The 20,267-nt window shown below is 51.4% G+C and carries 19 protein-coding genes and 1 riboswitch; of the genes, 8 read left to right on the forward strand and 11 right to left on the reverse strand.

Features of this window, described 5'->3' with window-relative positions:
* Positions 1 to 122 precede the first annotated feature (122 nt).
* From GW579_RS14675 to cspE, 3 genes are all read left to right on the forward strand, one after another.
* Complete coding sequence (locus GW579_RS14675) at positions 123 to 1,112, forward strand: MBL fold metallo-hydrolase (protein WP_165059660.1); 990 nt, start codon at positions 123 to 125, stop codon at positions 1,110 to 1,112.
* 1,127 nt (positions 1,113 to 2,239) lie between these two features.
* Complete coding sequence (locus GW579_RS14680; protein ID WP_071823629.1) at positions 2,240 to 2,356, forward strand: DUF2627 domain-containing protein; 117 nt, start codon at positions 2,240 to 2,242, stop codon at positions 2,354 to 2,356.
* A gap of 41 nt (positions 2,357 to 2,397) precedes the next feature.
* Positions 2,398 to 2,607: a transcription antiterminator/RNA stability regulator CspE gene (gene cspE, locus GW579_RS14685; RefSeq protein WP_002221949.1), complete on the forward strand. Its 210-nt coding sequence runs from the start codon at positions 2,398 to 2,400 to the stop codon at positions 2,605 to 2,607.
* 72 nt (positions 2,608 to 2,679) lie between these two features.
* Here the strand turns inward: cspE and pgeF are convergent, their stop codons facing one another.
* On the reverse strand, positions 2,680 to 3,381 hold the full coding sequence (pgeF, locus tag GW579_RS14690) for a peptidoglycan editing factor PgeF (RefSeq protein ID WP_165059662.1): 702 nt from the start codon (positions 3,379 to 3,381) through the stop codon (positions 2,680 to 2,682).
* A 149-nt stretch (positions 3,382 to 3,530) separates the two neighbouring features.
* Between pgeF and rlmA the strand changes: the two genes are divergently transcribed.
* A complete protein-coding gene (gene rlmA, locus GW579_RS14695; protein ID WP_165059664.1) occupies positions 3,531 to 4,352 on the forward strand; it encodes a 23S rRNA (guanine(745)-N(1))-methyltransferase in 822 nt (273 codons plus the stop codon).
* 20 nt (positions 4,353 to 4,372) lie between these two features.
* Here rlmA and mntP read toward each other — a convergent pair whose 3' ends face one another.
* From mntP to manX, 5 genes are all read right to left on the reverse strand, one after another.
* Entirely contained in the window at positions 4,373 to 4,945 is a 573-nt protein-coding gene (mntP, locus tag GW579_RS14700; RefSeq protein ID WP_165059747.1) for a manganese efflux pump MntP, read from the reverse strand.
* A 7-nt stretch (positions 4,946 to 4,952) separates the two neighbouring features.
* A riboswitch (yybP-ykoY riboswitch) is annotated at positions 4,953 to 5,147 on the reverse strand.
* A 218-nt stretch (positions 5,148 to 5,365) separates the two neighbouring features.
* Positions 5,366 to 5,824, reverse strand: a complete 459-nt coding sequence (locus GW579_RS14705; RefSeq protein ID WP_165059666.1) for a DUF986 family protein — start codon at positions 5,822 to 5,824, stop codon at positions 5,366 to 5,368.
* 108 nt (positions 5,825 to 5,932) lie between these two features.
* Positions 5,933 to 6,775 (reverse strand): PTS mannose transporter subunit IID, encoded by an 843-nt coding sequence (locus GW579_RS14710; protein ID WP_120506051.1) that lies wholly within the window; start codon positions 6,773 to 6,775, stop codon positions 5,933 to 5,935.
* A gap of 11 nt (positions 6,776 to 6,786) precedes the next feature.
* Positions 6,787 to 7,584 carry a PTS mannose/fructose/sorbose transporter subunit IIC gene (locus GW579_RS14715; RefSeq protein ID WP_101077145.1) on the reverse strand — a complete coding sequence of 266 codons (798 nt, stop codon included), beginning with the start codon at positions 7,582 to 7,584 and terminating at the stop codon, positions 6,787 to 6,789.
* Positions 7,585 to 7,675: 91 nt separating this feature from the next.
* A complete protein-coding gene (gene manX, locus GW579_RS14720) occupies positions 7,676 to 8,638 on the reverse strand; it encodes a PTS mannose transporter subunit IIAB (protein WP_165059668.1) in 963 nt (320 codons plus the stop codon).
* Positions 8,639 to 9,231: 593 nt separating this feature from the next.
* On the opposite strand from manX, the gene GW579_RS14725 reads away from it, so the two are divergent.
* Positions 9,232 to 10,791 (forward strand): TerC family protein, encoded by a 1,560-nt coding sequence (locus tag GW579_RS14725; RefSeq protein ID WP_165059670.1) that lies wholly within the window; start codon positions 9,232 to 9,234, stop codon positions 10,789 to 10,791.
* A gap of 70 nt (positions 10,792 to 10,861) precedes the next feature.
* Here GW579_RS14725 and GW579_RS14730 read toward each other — a convergent pair whose 3' ends face one another.
* The 4 genes from GW579_RS14730 to pabB form a co-directional block, all read right to left on the reverse strand.
* Positions 10,862 to 12,454, reverse strand: coding sequence for an EAL domain-containing protein (locus GW579_RS14730; RefSeq protein ID WP_152325651.1), 1,593 nt, complete (start codon positions 12,452 to 12,454; stop codon positions 10,862 to 10,864).
* A 454-nt stretch (positions 12,455 to 12,908) separates the two neighbouring features.
* Positions 12,909 to 14,273, reverse strand: a complete 1,365-nt coding sequence (locus GW579_RS14735; protein WP_152325652.1) for an L-serine ammonia-lyase — start codon at positions 14,271 to 14,273, stop codon at positions 12,909 to 12,911.
* 168 nt (positions 14,274 to 14,441) lie between these two features.
* Positions 14,442 to 15,044, reverse strand: a complete 603-nt coding sequence (locus GW579_RS14740) for a CoA pyrophosphatase (protein WP_152325653.1) — start codon at positions 15,042 to 15,044, stop codon at positions 14,442 to 14,444.
* A complete protein-coding gene (gene pabB, locus GW579_RS14745; protein ID WP_165059672.1) occupies positions 15,041 to 16,414 on the reverse strand; it encodes an aminodeoxychorismate synthase component 1 in 1,374 nt (457 codons plus the stop codon). Before pabB ends, GW579_RS14740 begins: the two co-directional genes overlap by 4 nt.
* Positions 16,415 to 16,574: 160 nt before the next feature.
* Here pabB and GW579_RS14750 point away from each other — a divergent pair, with 160 nt between their 5' ends.
* Entirely contained in the window at positions 16,575 to 16,754 is a 180-nt protein-coding gene (locus tag GW579_RS14750) for a YoaH family protein (protein ID WP_101077138.1), read from the forward strand.
* 83 nt (positions 16,755 to 16,837) lie between these two features.
* Here the strand turns inward: GW579_RS14750 and purT are convergent, their stop codons facing one another.
* On the reverse strand, positions 16,838 to 18,016 hold the full coding sequence (gene purT / locus GW579_RS14755) for a formate-dependent phosphoribosylglycinamide formyltransferase (RefSeq protein WP_165059674.1): 1,179 nt from the start codon (positions 18,014 to 18,016) through the stop codon (positions 16,838 to 16,840).
* 259 nt (positions 18,017 to 18,275) lie between these two features.
* Between purT and dbpA the strand changes: the two genes are divergently transcribed.
* Both dbpA and yebF read left to right on the forward strand, forming a co-directional pair.
* Positions 18,276 to 19,658: an ATP-dependent RNA helicase DbpA gene (gene dbpA / locus GW579_RS14760; RefSeq protein ID WP_152325656.1), complete on the forward strand. Its 1,383-nt coding sequence runs from the start codon at positions 18,276 to 18,278 to the stop codon at positions 19,656 to 19,658.
* Positions 19,659 to 19,820: 162 nt separating this feature from the next.
* On the forward strand, positions 19,821 to 20,186 hold the full coding sequence (yebF, locus tag GW579_RS14765; RefSeq protein ID WP_152325657.1) for a protein YebF: 366 nt from the start codon (positions 19,821 to 19,823) through the stop codon (positions 20,184 to 20,186).
* Positions 20,187 to 20,267 lie beyond the last annotated feature (81 nt).

A 20,267-nucleotide genomic window follows, 5' to 3' on the forward strand; every position in this document is an offset into this window, starting at 1 on the left:
AACGTTCATTTGCCACATTATTTTGCACTTTCTGTCTGTGGTGTGACCGGCAATTATGATAATTATTCAATATTGCAGGCCTGAACTGCTCTCCGGAACCGTCGTCATCTCACAGGAGCCTTATGCCAGGTAAAAATCCCTATTACGATCCTTCAAAAGCACATCATACGCCTGAGGGGTTCACCAATGCCGAACCGCAAAACCGGCAGGAAGGCGACCTAAAACGCTGGAGGAAAGAACGCAAAGAGCAGGGTTTGCCGGTTCCTCCTGAAAAAGGGTATGAACATTTTGTCAGCCAGTGGTGGCAGGCGGCTGATTTCAGTGGAACCGATGACCGGTTATGGTTTTTAGGCCACGCCTGCCTGTTGCTTAGGGTGTCGGGTCGTTACATTCTGACCGATCCGGCGCTTTCTGACCGTGCTTCGCCTCTGATTTTTTACGGACCGAAAAGGAAAACGCCCGTCGCGGCCTCCGTCGATAAGCTGCCAAAAATAGACGTCGTGCTGTTTTCGCACAACCACTACGATCATCTGGATCGTATGACGGTTCGTCGTCTCCTGCGCCGCTTCCCCGATGTGCAATTTATGGTGCCGCTGGGAATGAAATCCTGGCTGACGCGGCGTGGCGCAAAGCATGTTGAGGAACTCGACTGGTGGGAAGAACGAACGTTCGGTGAAATCACGATTTCTGCAGTACCGGCGCGTCACTGGAGTATGCGCACGCTATGGGATCGCAACCGGTCTCTGTGGTGCGGCTGGGTGGTGGCCCATCCTTTATTAAAATTCTACTTCTCCGGGGACAGTGGTTACAGCGACCAGTTTGAAAAAATTGGGCAGCGTCTGGGGCCATTTGATTTGGCAGCGATTCCGGTTGGCGCGTATGCACCAAGATGGTTCATGAGTGCGCAGCACATGGACCCGCAGCAGGCTGTCGAAGTGTTTATAGAATTGCGTTGTCACAAAGCGGTGCCCATTCACTGGGGCGTTTTTGAATTAGCGGATGAATCACTCGATGAGCCTTTACGCGAATTATCTCAGGCTGTGAGTCAGAGCGACTTGCCTGAAATGGAATTCAAACCTTTAAAAATAGGTGCAAGCATATCTAAAGGTTGAATTTCATTTTTCAGGGCGCGAACAGAGGGTGAAAGTAAATGGCACGCCATTAAATGAGAAGTATTATCAGTTAAAGTGAATAACCCCTCTTAACACTCACAAAGATGAGGGGTTATAAAGTTGTTAATTACAATCCCGCTGACGCTTAATTCTCCTGTCAGCAGCGTGCATTTGTTCAGAATAATGGCTCGTAAGAATATCCCAAATGCGCTGTTTTGAGCGTTAACTGCAATTTTTTCAGGTTATACAGTGGATTATAGGGCGCTATACCAGAGACCCGCGTGCAGGAATCAGTAACCCTTTTTGTCGTTTTCCTGATGAAAGATCGAAAGAGTTATGTGACTCATATCTTTAAGTGATAAATCTAAGATGAGATTTCGATCACGGAATTTAATATTTATTTTTTATATCGATATTTAATATTTGAATAAGGCTGGGGGCGGATGTTTATTAACTGTTATCTCGGTTTAACCAACTCGCAAACTTTAATTCATTATAATGTCAAAATCGGGAATGTCGAAAAAATGGCTTTATATAGGTACCGGTGTGGAATTGAATTCTCCCGGGCTGCTGTGTTTCGTTGTATTATCTCCCGGAGATAAAGGCGCACAGTTTAGGTGCATTTATTCCTTTATCCTCCTTTGTTTTGCACCATTTTATCCGTCTATGGCGTAATTGATTATTGCATAACCAGTCATACCGTTCGGATATGTTCTTGTCGGGGTGCCCGTTCTGTCTGACAAGTGTGCAACTCACCCGCCAGACAGGCTATCACCCAAGTATTGCCTGCCGGGAGATGCCCGACTGTCACGAAGAATCCCTGCTTCCTGAAGAAGTCTGGAATGCGCACCGCAATAAAAATTCAAATAAACATGTGTTTTACGCTTACGGTTCTGCATTAAATGATCAATAATCGAAACAGGTCGTTATTGTTTTGTTTGATATGCAGGTAAAACTGCAAAGCAGAAAAAAGCATGTCTATCAACATATTTCAGCATAACTGAACACGAAGTGCCTTTAACCGGCTCAAATATGTGCGACATGTCCATCACTGATTAAAAATGGCTTGCCATCGAATTCAGAGTATGTGATAACGCATCTGGGTAAAACGAGGTACAGTTCTGTATATGTGTGGCATTTTCAGTATAGAAGTTCTGAGTAAAGACGTTCACGTTGAATACCGCTTCTCTGCCGATTCTAATCTTAGTGCCTCAAGCAGTAACGACTCTAGTTTGTCTATGTAACGCCCTCGGGCGGTTTAAACAATCCAAAGGAAATACTCAAGATGGCAAAGATCAAAGGTCAAGTTAAGTGGTTCAACGAGTCTAAAGGTTTCGGTTTCATTACTCCTGCTGACGGCAGCAAAGACGTGTTCGTACACTTCTCTGCAATCCAGGGTAACGGCTTCAAAACTCTGGCTGAAGGCCAGAACGTAGAGTTCGAAATCCAAGACGGCCAGAAAGGCCCGTCAGCAGTTAACGTAACTGCAATCTAAGCAGCGCTTAGCTGTAAAAAAACCCGCCATGCGCGGGTTTTTTTGTGCCTGTATATCCGGTGTTTCTCAGGTTTATAAGATCATAATGCCCGATTGTTGGTTGCGGCCACTGATCCCCGGATGCCTCGGGTCTTTCGCGCGCTGATGACTGTTGCGTCGAAAACTGGTGTATTTGAACCCGTTTCCGCCAGGCGCTTCGGTACAGATTGTACAACTACCGGCATGATCAATGCCCGCAAAGCCGAGGGAATATAGTTTGGTACTGGCGATTGCCGCCAGATCGAGATGCCGGTGCCGGGGCGAAATCAGTGAAGCAGGCAAATCGAGGCGTTGCATAAAATCATCGACCAATTCCTGGCTGACTTCATAACAGCAGTTTCCTGCCGCCGGACCAATCGCCGCAAACCAGTCTGACGTATCGCCGTTCTCATTAATCCGCTCAGCCATTTTTTCAAGAATGCCGTCGATAAGCCCGCGCCAGCCGGCATGTATCGCCGCGACTTGCTTACCATCCTTGCGGCAAAAAATAACCGGTAAACAGTCAGCCGTGAAAACCGCCAGCAGAATTCCGGGCGTTGACGTGATAAAACCATCGGCCTCGCCGCAGTCTTGTCCGGGCTGTACGACATCTACAATATGTGTGCCGTGAACCTGTTTCTTTTCAGGGCGGGTAGATTCATAAGCTTGCAGGTGTACAGGGAGCAGATTTTCTTTGTCGCCGAATCCATGCAGGATCCCGGGGATAGGGCTGAGTAAAGCTGAGTTGTCACTCATCTCGTTTCTCGGTTAGAAAAATGTTATCGACTCAGTGTAGCCGTCTTTGAACCGGATTTTCCAGCAGTTGCAACAACAGTACGCCTTCTTTAGACTTAGCCTTGTTGCGAATTTTCGCCCTTTTCAGACTTTCCTTGCAGGTTTTCCGCATGACTTATCAATGTCCACTTTGTTTCCAGCCGCTTGAGCTGACAGGCCAGCAATGGCGGTGTGCCGCGAATCATCAGTTTGATAACGCCAGAGAAGGCTACGTTAATCTGATGCCGGTGCAGCATAAACGCTCGAAACAGCCCGGGGACAGCACAGAAATGATGGTTTCGCGCCGTGCATTTCTCGACGCCGGGCATTACCAGCCATTACGTGACCGGCTGGCGGACATTCTGGATAACGCGCTGCCGGAAACCGCGGAAACGCTACTTGATATCGGCTGCGGAGAAGGGTATTACACAACCGCGCTGGCGGAACGCCTGTCTCATCATCGCAAGATGAATGTCTTCGGGCTGGACGTGGCGAAAGTGGCGATCCGCTACGCGGCAAAACGCTATCACAATGCGTCATTTTGCGTCGCCTCCAGCCATCGTTTGCCGTTCGCCGATAACTCTCTGGACGCGGTGGTACGCATCTATGCGCCATGCAAAGCGCAGGAGCTTTACCGTGCTATTAAGCCCGGTGGCGTGGTGCTGACCGTCGCACCTGGTCCGCGTCATTTATATCAGATGAAGGGCATGATTTATCAGGATGTTCAGCTCCATGCTGAACTGGATGAACAGCTTGAAGGTTTTGAGCGCGTCAGTACAGAAACGCTGGCTTACAATATGCGCCTGTCAGGCGCTGAAGCGTTTGATTTGCTGCAAATGACGCCGTTTGCATGGCGGGCGACGGAAGAGGTGATGGCGAATTTAAAATCTCTGCCTGCGTTCGAATGTGAGACTGATTTTGTGATCAGACTGCACCAGCGCCAGTCTGACTAACAGAGCCGGTTTTTGCTATATCAGCCTAAGTAACCGAGATGTTCTAGCAGGATACTTAGGCCAATACCGATCAACACTACGCCTCCAAGCACTTCGGCCCATTTACCCAGCAACGGGCCGATAAACCGCCCCAGCATCATTCCCAGCGTAGACATGATCATCGTCGCCATACCTATAAAGATCGCGGTATGGATGATGTTCACTTCCAGAAACGCAAGACCGACCCCGATGGCTAACGCGTCCAGACTGGTGCCTACGGCCGTGGCTGCGAGGATCCAGAAACTGTGGCGGCTGGCCAAAGTGGTCTCTTCTTCAGGTTTTTTTTTCAGGCACTGAATAATCATTCGTGAGCCGAGAATGAACAGCAGAATAAAGGCGACCCAGTGGTCCCATTCCATGATGTATCGGGTGGCAAGTAAGCCCAGACACCAGCCAATAAGCGGGGTGATGGCTTCAATGACACCGAAAATGAGACCGGTACGCAAGGCTTCGCGAAAGCGCGGGCGATGAAGGGTTGCCCCTTTACCGATGGATGCGGCAAAAGCGTCCATAGACATGCCGAAAGCAAGAATCAGTGTGGCGGATAAGTTCACGAGAAGAGTCCCGGCCGGGTATTCCATATACACGTAACCCACCCCCAACCTCCCGGCAGCGCTACGTGTCTATGGTCTCGCCAACCTTACGGATGCCCGCACCACGTTTCAGAATATAAAACGAGTATGTTGATACGGGCGTTTTTGAATACACATTATTAAAACTGATTCAAAAACCGGCTACTCCCCAAATGACGGCGCAACCTTATCATAATATTTTTATTCGGGACAACAACAAATAAAATAAGGGTTTCACATGGAGCCGAAAATTATTCCCACAAAGAATAAATAATTATCAAACTGACTGAAATAACAACGGCGTTGATGTGGAATTAAACAACATTGTTATTAATAAGGTTAAGCAATGTTATCGTTAATATGCATCAGGCTATAACTAATATACGAGTGTCAAAGGTCAAACTACTGATTATTAACCATTAAATTATAAATTCTTTCAAGATCGTCCAGTTCATTGACGCGAATGAGTAACTTTTTCTGCTCTAACTCAAATACCAGCACCCCATCTTCGGAAAGATTCATGCTTCTGATCCTGTCGTAGGCGATGAATGTATTGGCGAAATAAAACCCCTGCGGTTTGAACAGCATTTTTGGCCAGCGAATAAACGACAAATAGAAGGCAATCAGGCCTAAACCAATTAACAGATAATTCGTTATCACCGTGCCGTTTGAATGGATATTGTTGTACAGAAGGATCGCCAGCAGGCCAATGAAAATGATGGAATCCAGTCTGTTGCGGCGTCGCAGGTTCACCCGCAGCTGTGTTTTGCCATTCCGGGTACCCATGATGAATTCGTCGTAGATGGCGTAGGCAAGCAACAGAAGGGTAAACAGGGCGAGGACAATATCGGTGACAGACATGAAAAACTCCAGCAAACAGCCATCAGGCAAAACAAGATAGAAACACAGAAACCGGCAAGTGACAGCGATAAAAAAACCGGGGGATTGCTCCCCCGGTTTTCAAGGTTATCAGAGACCTAACAAACCAATCCAGTAACCGAAGATACCGATGGCGAAGAAGCCAACGATAATCCACAAGGCATTCACTTTCTTACGCAGCAGCCACATACAGCCGAAGGTCAGCAGTAAGGGCACCAGACCTGGCATCAGTTGGTCCAGAATCGTCTGTACCGTAGTAACCGTGGTATGGCCCGTCTGGTCGGTGATTTTGGAGACCACCAACGGAATGTTTACGTGCGTCCACTTGTTAACCAGGGCCCCCATGACAAAGAGGCCGAGAATTGACGCCCCCTCAGTCAGTTTTTGCAGGAAGCCGCCGCCCATATCGTTAACGATATCGACACCTTTTTTGTAGCCATAAGACACGCCGTAGTAACGGGTCAGCAGACGTACAAGGTTAAACAGAACGAAAAACAGCAGTGGCCCCAGCAGGCTGCCGGTCATCGCGATACCTGCGCCAAGTGCCGCAAATACAGGACGAACAGTACCCCAGAAAATCGGGTCACCCACACCGGCCAGCGGCCCCATCAGACCGACTTTCAGGCCGTTGATGGCCGCGTCGTCGATAGGTGCGCCGTTAGCACGCTGTTCTTCCATCGCCAGCGTTACACCCAGAACAGGCGCTGCAACGTAAGGATGAGTGTTGAAGAATTCCAGGTGGCGTTTGATAGCCGCTTTGCGATCGTCGTTATTTTCAGGATAGAGACGACGAATTGCAGGCACCATACAGAAGCAGAAGCCCAGAGCCTGCATACGTTCGAAGTTCCATGACCCCTGGAAAAGGTTGGAGCGCATAAACACACCGCGAATATCGCTGGCCGTGAGTTTTTTAACTGCAGTTTGATCAACCATGTCCTTCACCCTTAATCCAATTCGTTGTCGAGATCGTTAACACCCGGTGCAGCCGCTGCTTGCGCAGACTTGTTGTATTTCGGGCTCAACTGGATGTAAAGAACCGCCATCACCACACCAATCACACCCAGTGCAACCAGGTTGAAGTTGGTGAATGCAGCAGTAACGAAACCAAGGTAGAAGAACGGCATCAGGTAGCCAGCGCGCATCATGTTGATGACCATGGCGTAACCGACAACGACGATCATACCGCCGGCGATGTTCAGGCCGTTGGTGACCACTTCAGGGATAGACGCCAGCAAATCATGAACGATGGCAGTGCCCACAGAAACCGCAACGATGACGGCAGGGATTGCGATACGCATTGCCTGCAGAACCAGCGCTGAAACGTGGATCCAGCTGATCGCGTTCAGGTTACCTTTTTCAGCGGCCTTATCGGCAGCATGCTGGAAGGCAACGGTGATGGTACGAACGATGATAGTTAATACCTGGCCGGCCGCAGCAAGCGGGATTGCCAGTGCGATACCTGCACCAACAGACTGTCCGCCTGCGATAACCAGAATGGTGGAAATAATCGAAGCCAGAGCGGCATCGGGTGCAACAGCAGCACCGATGTTCATCCAACCCAGAGCGATCATTTCCAGAGTACCCCCGATGATGATCCCGGTTTTAACATCACCCAGAACAAAACCGATTAAGGTACAAGCTACTAACGGACGGTGAAACTGGAATTCATCCAGGATCGAACCCATCCCCGCAATACATGCAACAATAAATATCAGCACAATTTGTAGTGTGGTGATCTCCATTGCACTTCTCCTATGACCAAAGGACGCTGAGTATAAACAGGCGCATCAGGCAGATAACGTTGAGGGAATCTGCACAAATTCGATGTGCTTATTAATTCATCTTATTAATGAGATCCATCATCTTGAGGCGCGAGTCTGTAGAGACTTTACGCACTTCAAGCTCGATACCTTTTTCATTCAATTTCTTGAATGCTTCGATATCTTTTTCGTCGACGGACACGGCGTTATTCACCTGCGTTTTGCCCTGACGGAAAGCCATACCACCGATGTTTACGGTCGTGATTTTCACGCCAGCCTCAACCAGACGCAACACGTCAGTTGGGTTGGTGAACAACAGCATGACGCGGTCGTTGGCATATTTCGGGTTGTCCCAGACGCGAATGGCTTTCGCGACGTCGACAACGTGTGCGGTAACACCAGGAGGAGCAACCTGAGTCAGTAGCGTTTTACGCACGGTATCGGCAGCGACTTCATCGCTGACAACAATAATGCGGGTTACGTTGGTTTCTTTGGTCCAGCGGGTCGCTACCTGGCCATGAATCAAACGGTCATCGATACGGGCAAGGCCGATTTTCATATGGTCGTTCGGACCGACAGGTTTCGCCGGGGCTGCTGCTTTTGGCACAGGCGCGGCAGCAGGGGCTTGAGGCGCAGCTTCCGGCGCTTTCAGTGCTTTCACACCGATTCGGCCAGTTTCTACTGCGATGGCAACCAACTCTGCGAAAGAGGGGTTATCATCACGTGCCATGAAAGTCTCTGCCAGCATCGGGATGTTAACACCGGTGACAACTTCGTAATTTTCTTTATCGACAACAATGCGGCTGGCGGCGTTGAACGGGCTGCCGCCCCATGTATCGACCAGGAAAAGAACGCCGCTGCTGGTGTCTAAACCACCCAACTTTGCCGTGTACTTTTCGATCAGGGTTTCGGCGTTTTCGCCGGGAACGAAATCAATGAAGGCGACATTATCCTGTTCACCTAAAATCATTTCCGCTGTTTTCAGCAACTGCTCAGCTGCTGACCCGTGCGTGCCGATGATAATAGCAATACTCACTCGCTACCTCCTCTGTTAACTCTGGGAAAGAGTTATGCACATAAGTAATGGTGCTGATGATGTCCGCCCGTTTTTATTCCTGAGGCGAACAGGGCACTCCCTGCGTAACTAATCTTTCCTTAATTTCTGATAAGACTGCTAAACAGTAAAACAGCAGAACCTCAACAGGTTGTGCGACGTGATTTATTTTAGTGTGCGAAAAAATAATTTTTGTGACGACTGTCCGTTATTCAACGACGTAATGTGAATACGCTTTCACGTGGGCAATAAAACAGCATAGTTGTTACAGGATGATGCTGAAGGTAAAAAATCATACTTTCTTCATATAATCATTCCTGATAGAGTAATTTTCCCAATAATTGAACAGGAGTACCGGGCCTCAGCCCTCCCTATGGACTGTCACCGACGTCACTATTCTTCGCTTTTTCACCTCATGATCACCGGCAAATCCGCCCCAATGGGCCTGATTTTTGCCGCACTGAAACCGCTTTCATCTGTTAATTTTGCAGTAAAAAAAGTTTGCCGGGCCTCTGAAAGCTCAGCGAAATGCGTTTCTTTGCGTCTTTTTTCTTTAACTCATTGCGGAGTCTGACATGGAATTTTTGATGGACCCTTCAATATGGGTCGGTTTATTGACGCTTGTTGTCCTGGAAATTGTTCTGGGTATCGACAACCTTGTTTTTATCGCCATCCTTGCCGATAAACTGCCGCCTAAACAGCGAGATAAAGCCCGAATCATCGGCCTGTCGCTGGCGCTGATTATGCGTTTAGGCCTGCTGTCGTTGATCTCGTGGATGGTCAAACTGACCACGCCGCTGTTTAGCATCGCACAGTTCAGTTTCTCGGGGCGTGACCTGATCCTGCTGGTCGGTGGCCTGTTCCTGCTGTTTAAAGCCACAACCGAGCTGCATGAAAGGCTGGAAGGGCACGATGAACAGGGAACGCCAAACCGCGGCTACGCCAGTTTCTGGTCAGTAGTGGCGCAGATTGTTGTACTTGATGCGGTATTCTCGCTCGATGCGGTGATTACGGCAGTCGGCATGGTGAACAACCTGGCTGTCATGATGACGGCGGTGGTGATCGCCATGGGTGTGATGTTGCTGGCGTCTAAATCGCTGACGCGTTTCGTGAATAACCATCCGACGGTGGTCGTCCTGTGTCTGAGCTTCCTGCTGATGATCGGCCTGAGCCTGATTGCAGAAGGATTTGGCTTCCATATTCCGAAAGGCTATCTGTACGCTGCGATTGGTTTCTCGATTTTGATTGAGTTGTTCAACCAGATTGCGCGCCGCAACTTCCTGAAAAGCCAGTCGAACCGTCCTATGCGTGAACGTACCGCCGAGGCGATTCAGCGTCTGATGGGCGGGAAACGTCAGAGTCAGAATGAAGATGAACCGGCGGGCGATGTGTTACCGGCGGGTGAGACGTTTGCTGAAGAAGAACGGCATATGATCACCGGCGTACTGACGCTGGCCTCGCGTACGCTGCGCAGTGTAATGACGCCGCGAACTGAAATTTCCTGGGTCGATTGTGAAAAGTCACCCGCCGAAATTCGCAGCCAGCTGCTCGACACGCCGCACAGTTTATTCCCTATCTGCCGCCATTCTCTGGATGATGTCATCGGGGTCGTTCGTGCGAAGGACCTGCTGGTTGCGCTGGAAAACGGTGAAAACATCGTGGCGTTTGCAGAAAAAACGCCGCCGATTGTGGTGCCTGAAACCATGGACGTCATCAATCTGCTTGCCGTTCTGCGTAAAGCGAAAGGCCGCCTGGTCGTGGTGAGTAATGAATTTGGTGTGATTCAGGGGCTGGTGACGCCGCTCGACGTGCTCGAAGCCATTGCTGGCGAGTTCCCGGACGAAGATGAAACGCCGGACGTTATTGCTGACGGTGAATCATGGATAGCCAAAGGCGGGACGGATTTGCATTTGCTACAGCAAATTCTCGACGTGAACACGCTGGTCAGCACTGACGATGATTTCGCTTCGCTGGCGGGGTTACTGCTGTCGAAGTCCGGGCAGATGCCGGTGGCGGGTGAGGTGATTGAAATGGCTTCGCTGCGCTTTGAAATTCTGGACGTGTCGGAATACCGCATCGAGCGCGTTCGCATTACACGGTTGAAGTCAGAGAATGACTGGGAACAGGAACAGTAACCGGTTCTGCTTCAGTGAAAACGGCGACTCCGGTCGCCGTTTTTTATGGTTTGAATTCAGTGGCAGGCTATCAGGCCGGTTTGGTTTCGTTCGGCGGCGTGATGATTTGAGTCGATTTTTTATAGCGCTCAAGCCAGACAGGGAACACTTCAATCGGCATTGGCCGGGCAAAATAGTAACCCTGCAAAGAATCAACCTTGCGCTGCCGCAGGTATTCCACCTGTTCACGCGTTTCCACCCCTTCGGCAATCAGCTTCAGATTCAGGCGTTGCGCCAGCGTAATGATGGTGTCGGTGACCGTCGCGTTAATCGCGTCCGTACCAATCGACGCTGTGAAGGCCTGATCAATTTTGAGTACGTCAGGGTTCAGTGTCTTGAGATAACTCAGCGAACTGTGACCGGTGCCGAAATCGTCAATGGCCAGCAGGATCCCCATTTCTTTCAGCTGTGAAATTTCTGCCGCGCGTAATTCCTGCAAACGTGTTCGTTCGGTCAGTTCCAGCATCAGGGATACCGAAGGCTGCGCCGGAAGCCAGATTTTGCGGATGTCATCCACAATTTCCATGTTATTAAAATGCTGCGCTGCGACATTAATACTGACGTAAAAACCGGGTGTGGCAGGGAACACTTCCAGGTTATTCGCAACCGTCTGAATCAGATATCGCGTAAGCGAAATGATCAACCCGTGCTGTTCAGCAAGCGGAATAAAGACATCGGGCGACACCCATTCCTGACGGCGATTTTTCCAGCGCATCAGGGTTTCTACGCCGATACAGCGGCCATCGGTACTGTTAATGATGGGCTGGCAGTAGACCTTAAATTCGCGGTGCGAAATCCCGTGACTGATCGGGTAAGCCAGACTGATCCGGCTGCCGGAAAGCAGATAAACCGCGGTGGCGGTCAGCAGGCTGATTAATACAGAAAGGGGCAGATGAGATAAGAGTTCACTCCAGGCTAAATCGCTGGCTTCTTCGCCATAGAGCGATACGGAAAAATCGTATTTATCAGAACTGACGCTCAGCAATGCGGGCTGCGGGAGGTGACTGCTTTCCACAATCTCGTCACTGCCGTATTCGAGATTTTGTCTTCCGACATTTAATACGATGTGGCTGGCGTAGGGGGGTTGCGGCTCAAGCAGAAAGTTCGAAAGGACACCGATGTTATAAACAAACAGCTCGCCGTTGAGATTATCCGGCGTGGTCGGTTGCCAGAGAACCAGCGTGGGCGCATCCACCTTGCTCCATTTTGACGCACGCAGATCTAGCTGAGTTTTACCCTGAGCCAGATTAGGCAGTGTTTTGTTGAAATTAAGATCTAAAGCCCCGATCAGGCTCGAACAGATGATGGTGCCATTACTGACCAGGCTGATGGATCGCAGCGTTTGCATACGGGCGACAGTTTGTTGCATGACCGGTTGCAGCGCGTTGCAGCTTAGCGTCTGGTCGATAGGAATCGCTCTTCCTGCGGGTGACGCAGGTTCAAGTAATTTCTCCAATTTTTCAACGGTGTGGATAGCCACGCGTTGTTGATCTTCTGCGATGACCTGAGCTTGTTCGTAAATGCGAATGCCAAGAGTCAGAAGCAATGTACATATCCCCATTGCGCAGGCAAGCGCAATGCGATAGTAACGATACTTCGCAAGACCGGTCTGGGAGAACAGCATCGTTCTAATCCTTTTATCCCGTGTTAAATGCAGGCTCAAAATTATTATTATTAAAGGTTTACCGATGCGTAACAGCCGTGTTGTTATTATTGATAGTAGCTGTAAATCGCCGGACGCTCTCCCTGAGTTATGGAAAACTTCCTAATTTTCCCGGCAAAAATCAAAGAAAATCCGTATCGGTGACGTTGTCACGTATGTTTTTCTGTACATTTTTGCATGTATCTTCAGTGTATAAAGAGGTTCTCTGAACGGGAAAATCAGGCGGAAATCAGCATGCCGTACCTGCAGGGTATAATGCAAGTGTCACTACCATTATGTATTGATAATACAACAGGTTGTTGTTAGCGAAGGTTTTATTGCTACCGGCTCCCACCGGAGTGGTATTTCCTGCGGCAAGCGGGCCAAAAATGGTGCAACCCGCCAGCCGCCTGGAGACGAAAAATCCTGCAAATGATTAGTCGCACTGAACCTTAATGGCTAAACCGCCGCGGGACGTTTCGCGGTACTTCGAGTTCATATCTTTGCCCGTTTCGTACATGGTCTCGATCACTTTATCCAGCGAAACGCGTGGCTCACTGGTCCGGCGCAAGGCCATGCGTGCGGCGTTGATGGCTTTTACGGAAGCAATCGCGTTACGTTCGATGCACGGAACCTGAACCTGCCCGGCAACCGGGTCGCAGGTTAAGCCCAGATTGTGTTCCATGCCAATTTCCGCTGCCACGCACACCTGCTCCGGGCTGCCGCCCAGCAGTTCTGTCAGGCCCGCCGCGGCCATAGAACAGGCCACGCCGACTTCGCCCTGACAGCCGACTTCCGCACCCGAAATCGACGCATTCATCTTGTAAAGAATGCCAATCGCGCCGGAGGTCAGGAAATAACGCAGGTAAATATCCGGGCTGACTGACTGAATAAACTGGTCATAATACGCCAGCACCGCCGGAACAATCCCGCAGGCGCCGTTCGTCGGCGCCGTCACCACACGCCCGCCGGCCGCATTTTCTTCGTTCACGGCCAGGGCAAACATGTTCACCCAGTCGATCACGTTCATCGGGTCATTAGACAGTTTATCGTTGGACACCAGCATTCTGCGCAAGGCAGAGGCGCGACGCGGAACGCGAAGCGGGCCAGGCAGAACGCCTTCCGTATTCAGACCACGGTCGATACAGGCCTGCATGGTGTGCCAGATTTTCTCGAAATACTGTTCGATGTCCTGTTTGCTGTGCTGGGCGAGCTCATTTTTCATCATCAAACCTGACAACGAAAGGCCGGTTTCCTTGCATTTGGCCAGCATTTCACTCGCGGAATTGAAGCTGTAAGGGACCGTCACTTCATCAAGCACCGGCTGACCGAAATGCTCGTCATCGACAATAAAACCCCCACCGACGGAGTAGTAGGTTTTGCTGTAAATCATTTTGTCGCCCGCAAAGGCATGAATTTGCATCGCATTTTCATGGCGCGGTAAATTCTCACCGCGAAACACCATGCCGGTGTCACGGGGGAAATCGACTTCATGCTGAGTTTCACCCAGCGGCAGGCGCTGACGCTGCTCAACGTCGCGAATAAAATGGGGAATGCCGTCGATGTCGACGGTATCTGGCTGGTTACCCGCCAGACCTAAAATAATGGCGATATCTGTGTGGTGGCCCTTGCCTGTGAGAGACAGGGAACCAAAAACGTCCACGGCGACACGCGTAACGGCAGGCATCATGCCCTTTTCGAGCAGGTCATCAGCGAACTGTTTCCCGGCTTTCATCGGGCCCAAAGTATGGGAACTGGAAGGGCCAATCCCGACCTTGAACATGTCGAAAACGCTAATCACGTCGAATACTCCTGTAATGAATTACGGCAGGGAACGGGATCCCTGACAGCCACAACTCAACTTGTGGCTCAATCTATAGTTTAAAAGGCCTGAGGGGCAAAAGTTTCATTTTTCGCATGAAATAAACTTATTTGATGCAAAAGTGTGATCGGAATGTAATCAGCTGGCTCAGGCTTCAACCTGCCGGGCGAGCTGGCGGATGATCGCCGCCGTGAGTCCCCAGACAAATTGCTGCTGATACCAGGATAAATACACCCGGTGATGGATGCCTCTGCGATGAATATCCAGAGTGTGATAGCGGGCAAGATCAAACGCTTCCTGCAAGGGCATTTCAAACAGTTCGGCGACTTCATCCTCAGCCGGATGGAACCTTACATCGACCGGCAACAGCCCGACAACCGGCGTCACCTGGAAACCGCTGCTGCTGTCCTGCGGTGAAAGCGTGCCTAAAACGTGTACCTGTTCCGGCTCAATGGCGACTTCTTCCTGAGCTTCCCGCAATGCGGTGGCAATAATTGAGGTATCCGTTGCATCGGCTGCGCCGCCGGGAAAGGCGACCTGACCGGGGTGTTTGCGCAGCTGATCGGAACGGCGCGTCAGTAAGATTGTCGGCTCTTTCCGGCAGATAATCGGAATTAAGACGGCGGCGTGACGGGTTCCGCGCAATGCGGGGGCAGGCATACGCGGTTGCTGCAACTGAAAACGCAGGATGAAATCATCCACCGCGGGGGAAAAAGTCTGCACGGGTGCGTGTTGTTCCAGCAAAGTCACGGCTGAACGTCTCCTAACTGAGGCAGTATGCGGGCAATTTTATCGAACGTTTCCTGATATTCTGCCTGTTCCTGGCTGTCGGCCACAATCCCGCCGCCTGCCCAGCAGTAAATTTTCCCTTTCGCCGTCAGCAGCGTGCGGATGGTGATATTACTGTCCATCGTGCCGCAGCAACTGATGTATGCAATGCTGCCGCAGTAACCGTTGCGTCGCTGTGGCTCAAGCTCTTCGATGATTTCCATTGCGCGGACTTTCGGTGCACCGGTAATTGAGCCGCCAGGAAAACAGGCGCGCAGCAACGCACTGGCGTGGCACGCTTCCGGCAGTTCTGCGGTGATGGTACTTACAAGATGATGAACCGCAGGGAAAGGCTCGACTTTGAATAATTCGGGAACGCGTACGCTGCCCGGCGTTGCAACGCGGCCAATGTCATTTCGCAATAAATCGACGATCATCAGATTTTCCGCACGATCTTTTTCCGATGCCGCCAGACGCTCAGCCTGACGCACATCTTCTGCGGGATCCTCGCTGCGCGGCAACGTCCCTTTAATCGGGCGCGTCTGGATCTGATGGTCTTTCAGCCAGATGAAGCGTTCAGGCGACAGACTGATCACCGTATTTTCAGCTAAACGCAGAAACGCCGAGAAGGGGGCTCGATTTGCACTATTCAGCTGCAAAAATGCCTGCCACTCGTCGCCGGAATAGTGTGTCGAAAATCGCTGCGCGAGGTTAATCTGATAGCAATCACCACTGTGAATGTATTCCTGAATCTGGCGGAATTTTTCACCGTATGCCCCGCGGCTCATGTTGGACTGCCACGGCGCTTTCAGCCGGAAAGGTTGCGCGGCGGTGCCCTTCTGTTGCGCCAGCCAGTGCAGGCGGACGGAAACATCATGGTGGCAAATCAGCGTCACACGTTGCAGATGGTGATCGGCGATCAGCGCCCAGTCATAAATACCCACCGCCATATCCGGCAGGGCGATGTCCTGTTCTGCCGTGTCGGGCAGTGCCTCAATACGCCGTCCTAAATCATAGCCAAACAACCCGAGCGCGCCGCCCAGAAACGGAAAATCAGGCGAGCTTTCCGCCTGCAAACCGGATGCCGATAGGTATTCCTCCAGCAGGGCAAACGGATCGTCTTTCCGTGACGTCACTTCACCGTTTTGCTCAACCTGCGTGATATCACCGCGCGTCGTCAGTGTGATCAGCGGATCCGCCACCAGAATATCAAAGCGGTTATGCTGATGCTGCGCAGAGCCGGAATGCAAAAGCATGGCCCACGGCAAAGCTGAGAGCGCAGAAAATTGTTCGGACAGCGCATCGGGATGATAAGGCAAAGTATGAAAATTTACGGAACGGGTGGATTGCATGGCAGGTAAGAGCTTCCGGGCGCAATTAAAACGTATTATAGCGCCGATCCTAACATAGATTCGGCTGCCTGAAAGCAGCACAGGCGATTTGCAGCAATAAGGCGTATACTGTGCAACCCCGCAGCCTGCGGGCCGATTTAACGTACAACAGGAATCTCCCATGCTGACAGGTATGCCTTCATTATCACATTCCGAACAAGAACAGGCCGCCGATCGTATCCGCCAGTTAATGGAAACCGGAATGAGCAGCGGCGAAGCCATTGCAACCGTTGCGGAAGAAATCCGTGAAACGCACAAAGGCGATCGCGTGACCGTTATCTTTGATGACGAAGACGAGTAAATTTCCGCCCTGATAAGCACATATCAGGCATAAAAAACCGGACCCTTTGCGGAGTCCGGTTTTTTTTCATCTTTATTCAGGCATCAGCCTTGAACTGTAACCGCCGCTGCGGCTTGTTTCGCCTGCTCAACCGCGTCTTCAACGTTCTCGGCAATCGCCAGCGCCACGCCCAGACGGCGTTTGCCGCTGATTTCCGGTTTACCGAACAGACGGATCTGATTGAAACCCGTCAGCGCGTTTTCCAGCCCGCTGAAAGAAACGTTGTTGCTGGTCAGTTCCGGCAGGATAACCGCGGAAGCCGACGGGCCGAACTGGCGGATTTTCCCGACCGGCAGACCTAAGAATGCGCGAACGTGCAGGGCGAACTCGGACAGATCCTGAGAAATCAGTGTGACCATTCCGGTATCGTGCGGACGTGGTGACACTTCGCTGAAAATCACTTCATCGCCACAGACAAACAGCTCAACGCCAAACAGCCCTTTGCCGCCCAGCGCCTTCACCACTTTTTCTGCGATATCTTTCGCGCGCTGCAATGCCAGTTCGGTCATTTGCTGTGGCTGCCAGGATTCACGGTAATCGCCATCTTCCTGACGGTGCCCGATTGGCGCGCAGAAATGAATGCCGTCAATGGCGCTGATAGTCAGCAGCGTAATTTCAAAATCAAACTTCACCAGACCTTCAACAATGACGCGTCCGCCACCGGCACGGCCACCTTGCTGGGCATAATCCCAGGCTGTCTGTAACTGCTCAGCGCTGCGGATCAGGCTCTGGCCTTTACCGGATGAACTCATCACCGGTTTGATGATGCACGGGTAACCGATTGCGTCTACGGCCTGACGGAAAGTCGCTTCGTCGTCAGCAAACTGATACGTCGATGTCGGAAGTTTCAGGGTTTCCGCGGCCAGACGACGGATGCCTTCACGGTTCATGGTCAGACGCGTCGCTTCGGCGCACGGCACCACGTTATGACCCTGTTTTTCCAGCTCGACCAGCATGCTGGTGGCAATAGCTTCAATTTCCGGCACGATAAAATCAGGGCGTTCGTTTTCAATAACGGCTTTCAGCGCATCGCCATCGAGCATGTTAATAACATGGCTGCGGTGAGCGACCTGCATGGCGGGTGCATCCGCGTAGCGATCGACAGCGATCACTTCCAGACCCAGGCGCTGACATTCGATCGCCACTTCCTTACCCAGCTCGCCAGAGCCTAACAACATGACGCGGGAGGCGCCGGTGCGCAGTGCAGTACCAATGGTTAACATAGCTTCGTACCCAGATCTTTGATGAAGGAAAGTAAGAATTTCGGGCCGCAGTATATCTGAAATTATCGGGGACGAAAACGATTGCGCAGTGTGTTTGAAAAATTCCCTGCGTACGTCAGAAGGGGATTTACAGGATTTTTTAAGCCGGTTTTCTGCTGTTTAAGGCAGTCTGCGGGCGTCTCTGTTATCATTTAGCAAACCATGGCGCCAGATCTTCTGCCGCTGCCCCGATTTTTGCCTCACATAAAGAGTTATCGCCTTGAGCACGCATTCCTTTTCTGTCCTGACATTGCCCGCTGAGCAACTTTCCAACCTGAATGAACTGGGTTACACCGAAATGACCCCGATTCAGGAAGCCTCTTTGCCCGCTATCCTGCAAGGTCAGGACGTCCGCGCCAAAGCCAAAACCGGCAGTGGTAAAACAGCCGCTTTCGGCATTGGTTTGCTGAACAGCATCACCGTTTCACAGTTTGTGGCGCAGGCGCTGGTGCTTTGTCCGACGCGCGAACTGGCCGATCAGGTCAGTAAAGAATTACGTCGTCTGGCGCGTTTTACCCAGAACATCAAAATCCTGACCCTTTGCGGTGGCCAGTCAATCGGCCCTCAGAACGAATCGCTGGTCCGTCAGCCACACATCGTGGTTGGCACGCCGGGCCGTATTCAGGAACACCTGCGCAAAGGCACGCTGAAGCTGGATGATCTGAAAGTGCTGGTACTCGATGAAGCCGACCGCATGCTGGACATGGGTTTTAGTGAAGATATCGAAGATGTGGTCAGCTATACGCCGCAAACCCGCCAGACGCTGCTGTTCTCCGCGACGTATCCGGACGGCATTGAACGCATCAGCTCCAAATTCCAGCGCGAACCGCTGAAAGTGGAAATTGAAGGCGAAGATGATGTGGCAGACATCAAGCAGGTGTTTATCGAAGCGGATAAACATCAGCGTTTATCCCTGCTGGCGGCGGTGTTGTACCAGCATCAGCCGACATCGTGCGTGGTGTTCTGCAATACCAAGCGTGACTGCCAGGAAGTGTGTGACGCGCTGGCGGCCAAAGGGATCAGTGCGCTGGCGCTGAACGGCGACCTCGAGCAGCGTGACCGTGACCGTGTACTGGTGCGTTTCTCCAATGGCAGCTGCCGTGTGCTGGTCGCAACCGACGTTGCGGCGCGCGGGCTGGACATCAAACAGTTAGGTCTGGTCATCAACTATGAACTGTCTTTCGACCCGGAAGTTCACGTTCACCGTGTAGGCCGTACAGGGCGTGCGGGAACCAGCGGTCTGGCGGTCAGTCTGGTGACTCCGCAGGAAATGCCACGCGTGACGGCGCTGGAAGATTACACCCGTCAGCGGTTCACCTGGCAACCTGCCGCGCAGGCGCTGGCGGCAACGCCGGTGGCGCTGGATGCTGAAATGGCCACGCTGTGTATCGACGGTGGTCGTAAAGCCAAAATCCGTCCCGGCGATATTCTCGGCGCGCTGACCGGCGATGCCGGGCTGACCGCGGCAGAAGTCGGTAAAATTGATATGTTCCCGATCCACGCTTACGTTGCTATCCGTCAGAAGAGTGCGAAGAAAGCCCTGCAACGCCTGCTGGAAGGGAAAATTAAAGGCAAAAACTGCAAAGCGATTATTTTACGCTAAAAGAGTTATGTCGCGTTTTACATTGTTCGTCTGATTGTTAATGTTGTGTTATTGGCTTGTTGATGATTATATTGTCTGACACAAGTGATGACCTTTCGGTGTGTGTGGTTATTGTTCCGGCAAGGTCAGCGTAATAAAAGACAAAGACTGGGAAGACGAACGATGAAAAAGATAATCTTGAGCGCGGTAATGGCAGTCGCAGGAATGAGCGGTCTGGTCCAGACTGCTCAGGCCGATGAGCCTGAAGTGAGAACGGCGACGGTCACACCTTGCGCGAATGCGACGAAAGATGAACTCGCGGCGCTGGTGAAACGCGATTTTCTGCAAAACCGCATTCCGCGCTGGGATGCTGATAAAAAAGCGCTCGGCACCTCAACGCCGGTTGCATGGGTTGATGCCGGCAGCATCACCGGTGATAACAAGAAATGGGATATCCCGCTGAAAGTCCGCGGTGATCATGCCGACAAGACGTACGACGTCACGCTTAACTGCCAGCTCGGTGAAATCAGTTACAGCACGCCGGTCTGAGTTTTTCCCCTGCGCCCGCAACCCCTGACGGGCGCACATTCCCGCTAATTCCCGCACATTCCGTCTCTTGGTTTCCCCGTC

The sequence above is a fragment of the Rahnella contaminans genome (genome assembly GCF_011065485.1).
GTDB classification, from domain to species: domain Bacteria; phylum Pseudomonadota; class Gammaproteobacteria; order Enterobacterales; family Enterobacteriaceae; genus Rahnella; species Rahnella contaminans.

Bases quoted from the DNA above. Each gene is read 5' to 3' on its own strand.
- GW579_RS14675 (WP_165059660.1), top strand. From the start codon at position 123: ATGCCAGGTAAAAATCCCTATTACGATCCTTCAAAAGCACATCATACG.
- GW579_RS14680 (WP_071823629.1), top strand. From the start codon at position 2,240: ATGTGTGGCATTTTCAGTATAGAAGTTCTGAGTAAAGACGTTCACGTT.
- cspE (WP_002221949.1), top strand. From the start codon at position 2,398: ATGGCAAAGATCAAAGGTCAAGTTAAGTGGTTCAACGAGTCTAAAGGT.
- pgeF (WP_165059662.1), bottom strand. From the start codon at position 3,381: ATGAGTGACAACTCAGCTTTACTCAGCCCTATCCCCGGGATCCTGCAT.
- rlmA (WP_165059664.1), top strand. From the start codon at position 3,531: ATGACTTATCAATGTCCACTTTGTTTCCAGCCGCTTGAGCTGACAGGC.
- GW579_RS14705 (WP_165059666.1), bottom strand. From the start codon at position 5,824: ATGTCTGTCACCGATATTGTCCTCGCCCTGTTTACCCTTCTGTTGCTT.
- GW579_RS14710 (WP_120506051.1), bottom strand. From the start codon at position 6,775: ATGGTTGATCAAACTGCAGTTAAAAAACTCACGGCCAGCGATATTCGC.
- GW579_RS14715 (WP_101077145.1), bottom strand. From the start codon at position 7,584: ATGGAGATCACCACACTACAAATTGTGCTGATATTTATTGTTGCATGT.
- GW579_RS14725 (WP_165059670.1), top strand. From the start codon at position 9,232: ATGGAATTTTTGATGGACCCTTCAATATGGGTCGGTTTATTGACGCTT.
- GW579_RS14730 (WP_152325651.1), bottom strand. From the start codon at position 12,454: ATGCTGTTCTCCCAGACCGGTCTTGCGAAGTATCGTTACTATCGCATT.
- pabB (WP_165059672.1), bottom strand. From the start codon at position 16,414: ATGCAATCCACCCGTTCCGTAAATTTTCATACTTTGCCTTATCATCCC.
- GW579_RS14750 (WP_101077138.1), top strand. From the start codon at position 16,575: ATGCTGACAGGTATGCCTTCATTATCACATTCCGAACAAGAACAGGCC.
- purT (WP_165059674.1), bottom strand. From the start codon at position 18,016: ATGTTAACCATTGGTACTGCACTGCGCACCGGCGCCTCCCGCGTCATG.
- yebF (WP_152325657.1), top strand. From the start codon at position 19,821: ATGAAAAAGATAATCTTGAGCGCGGTAATGGCAGTCGCAGGAATGAGC.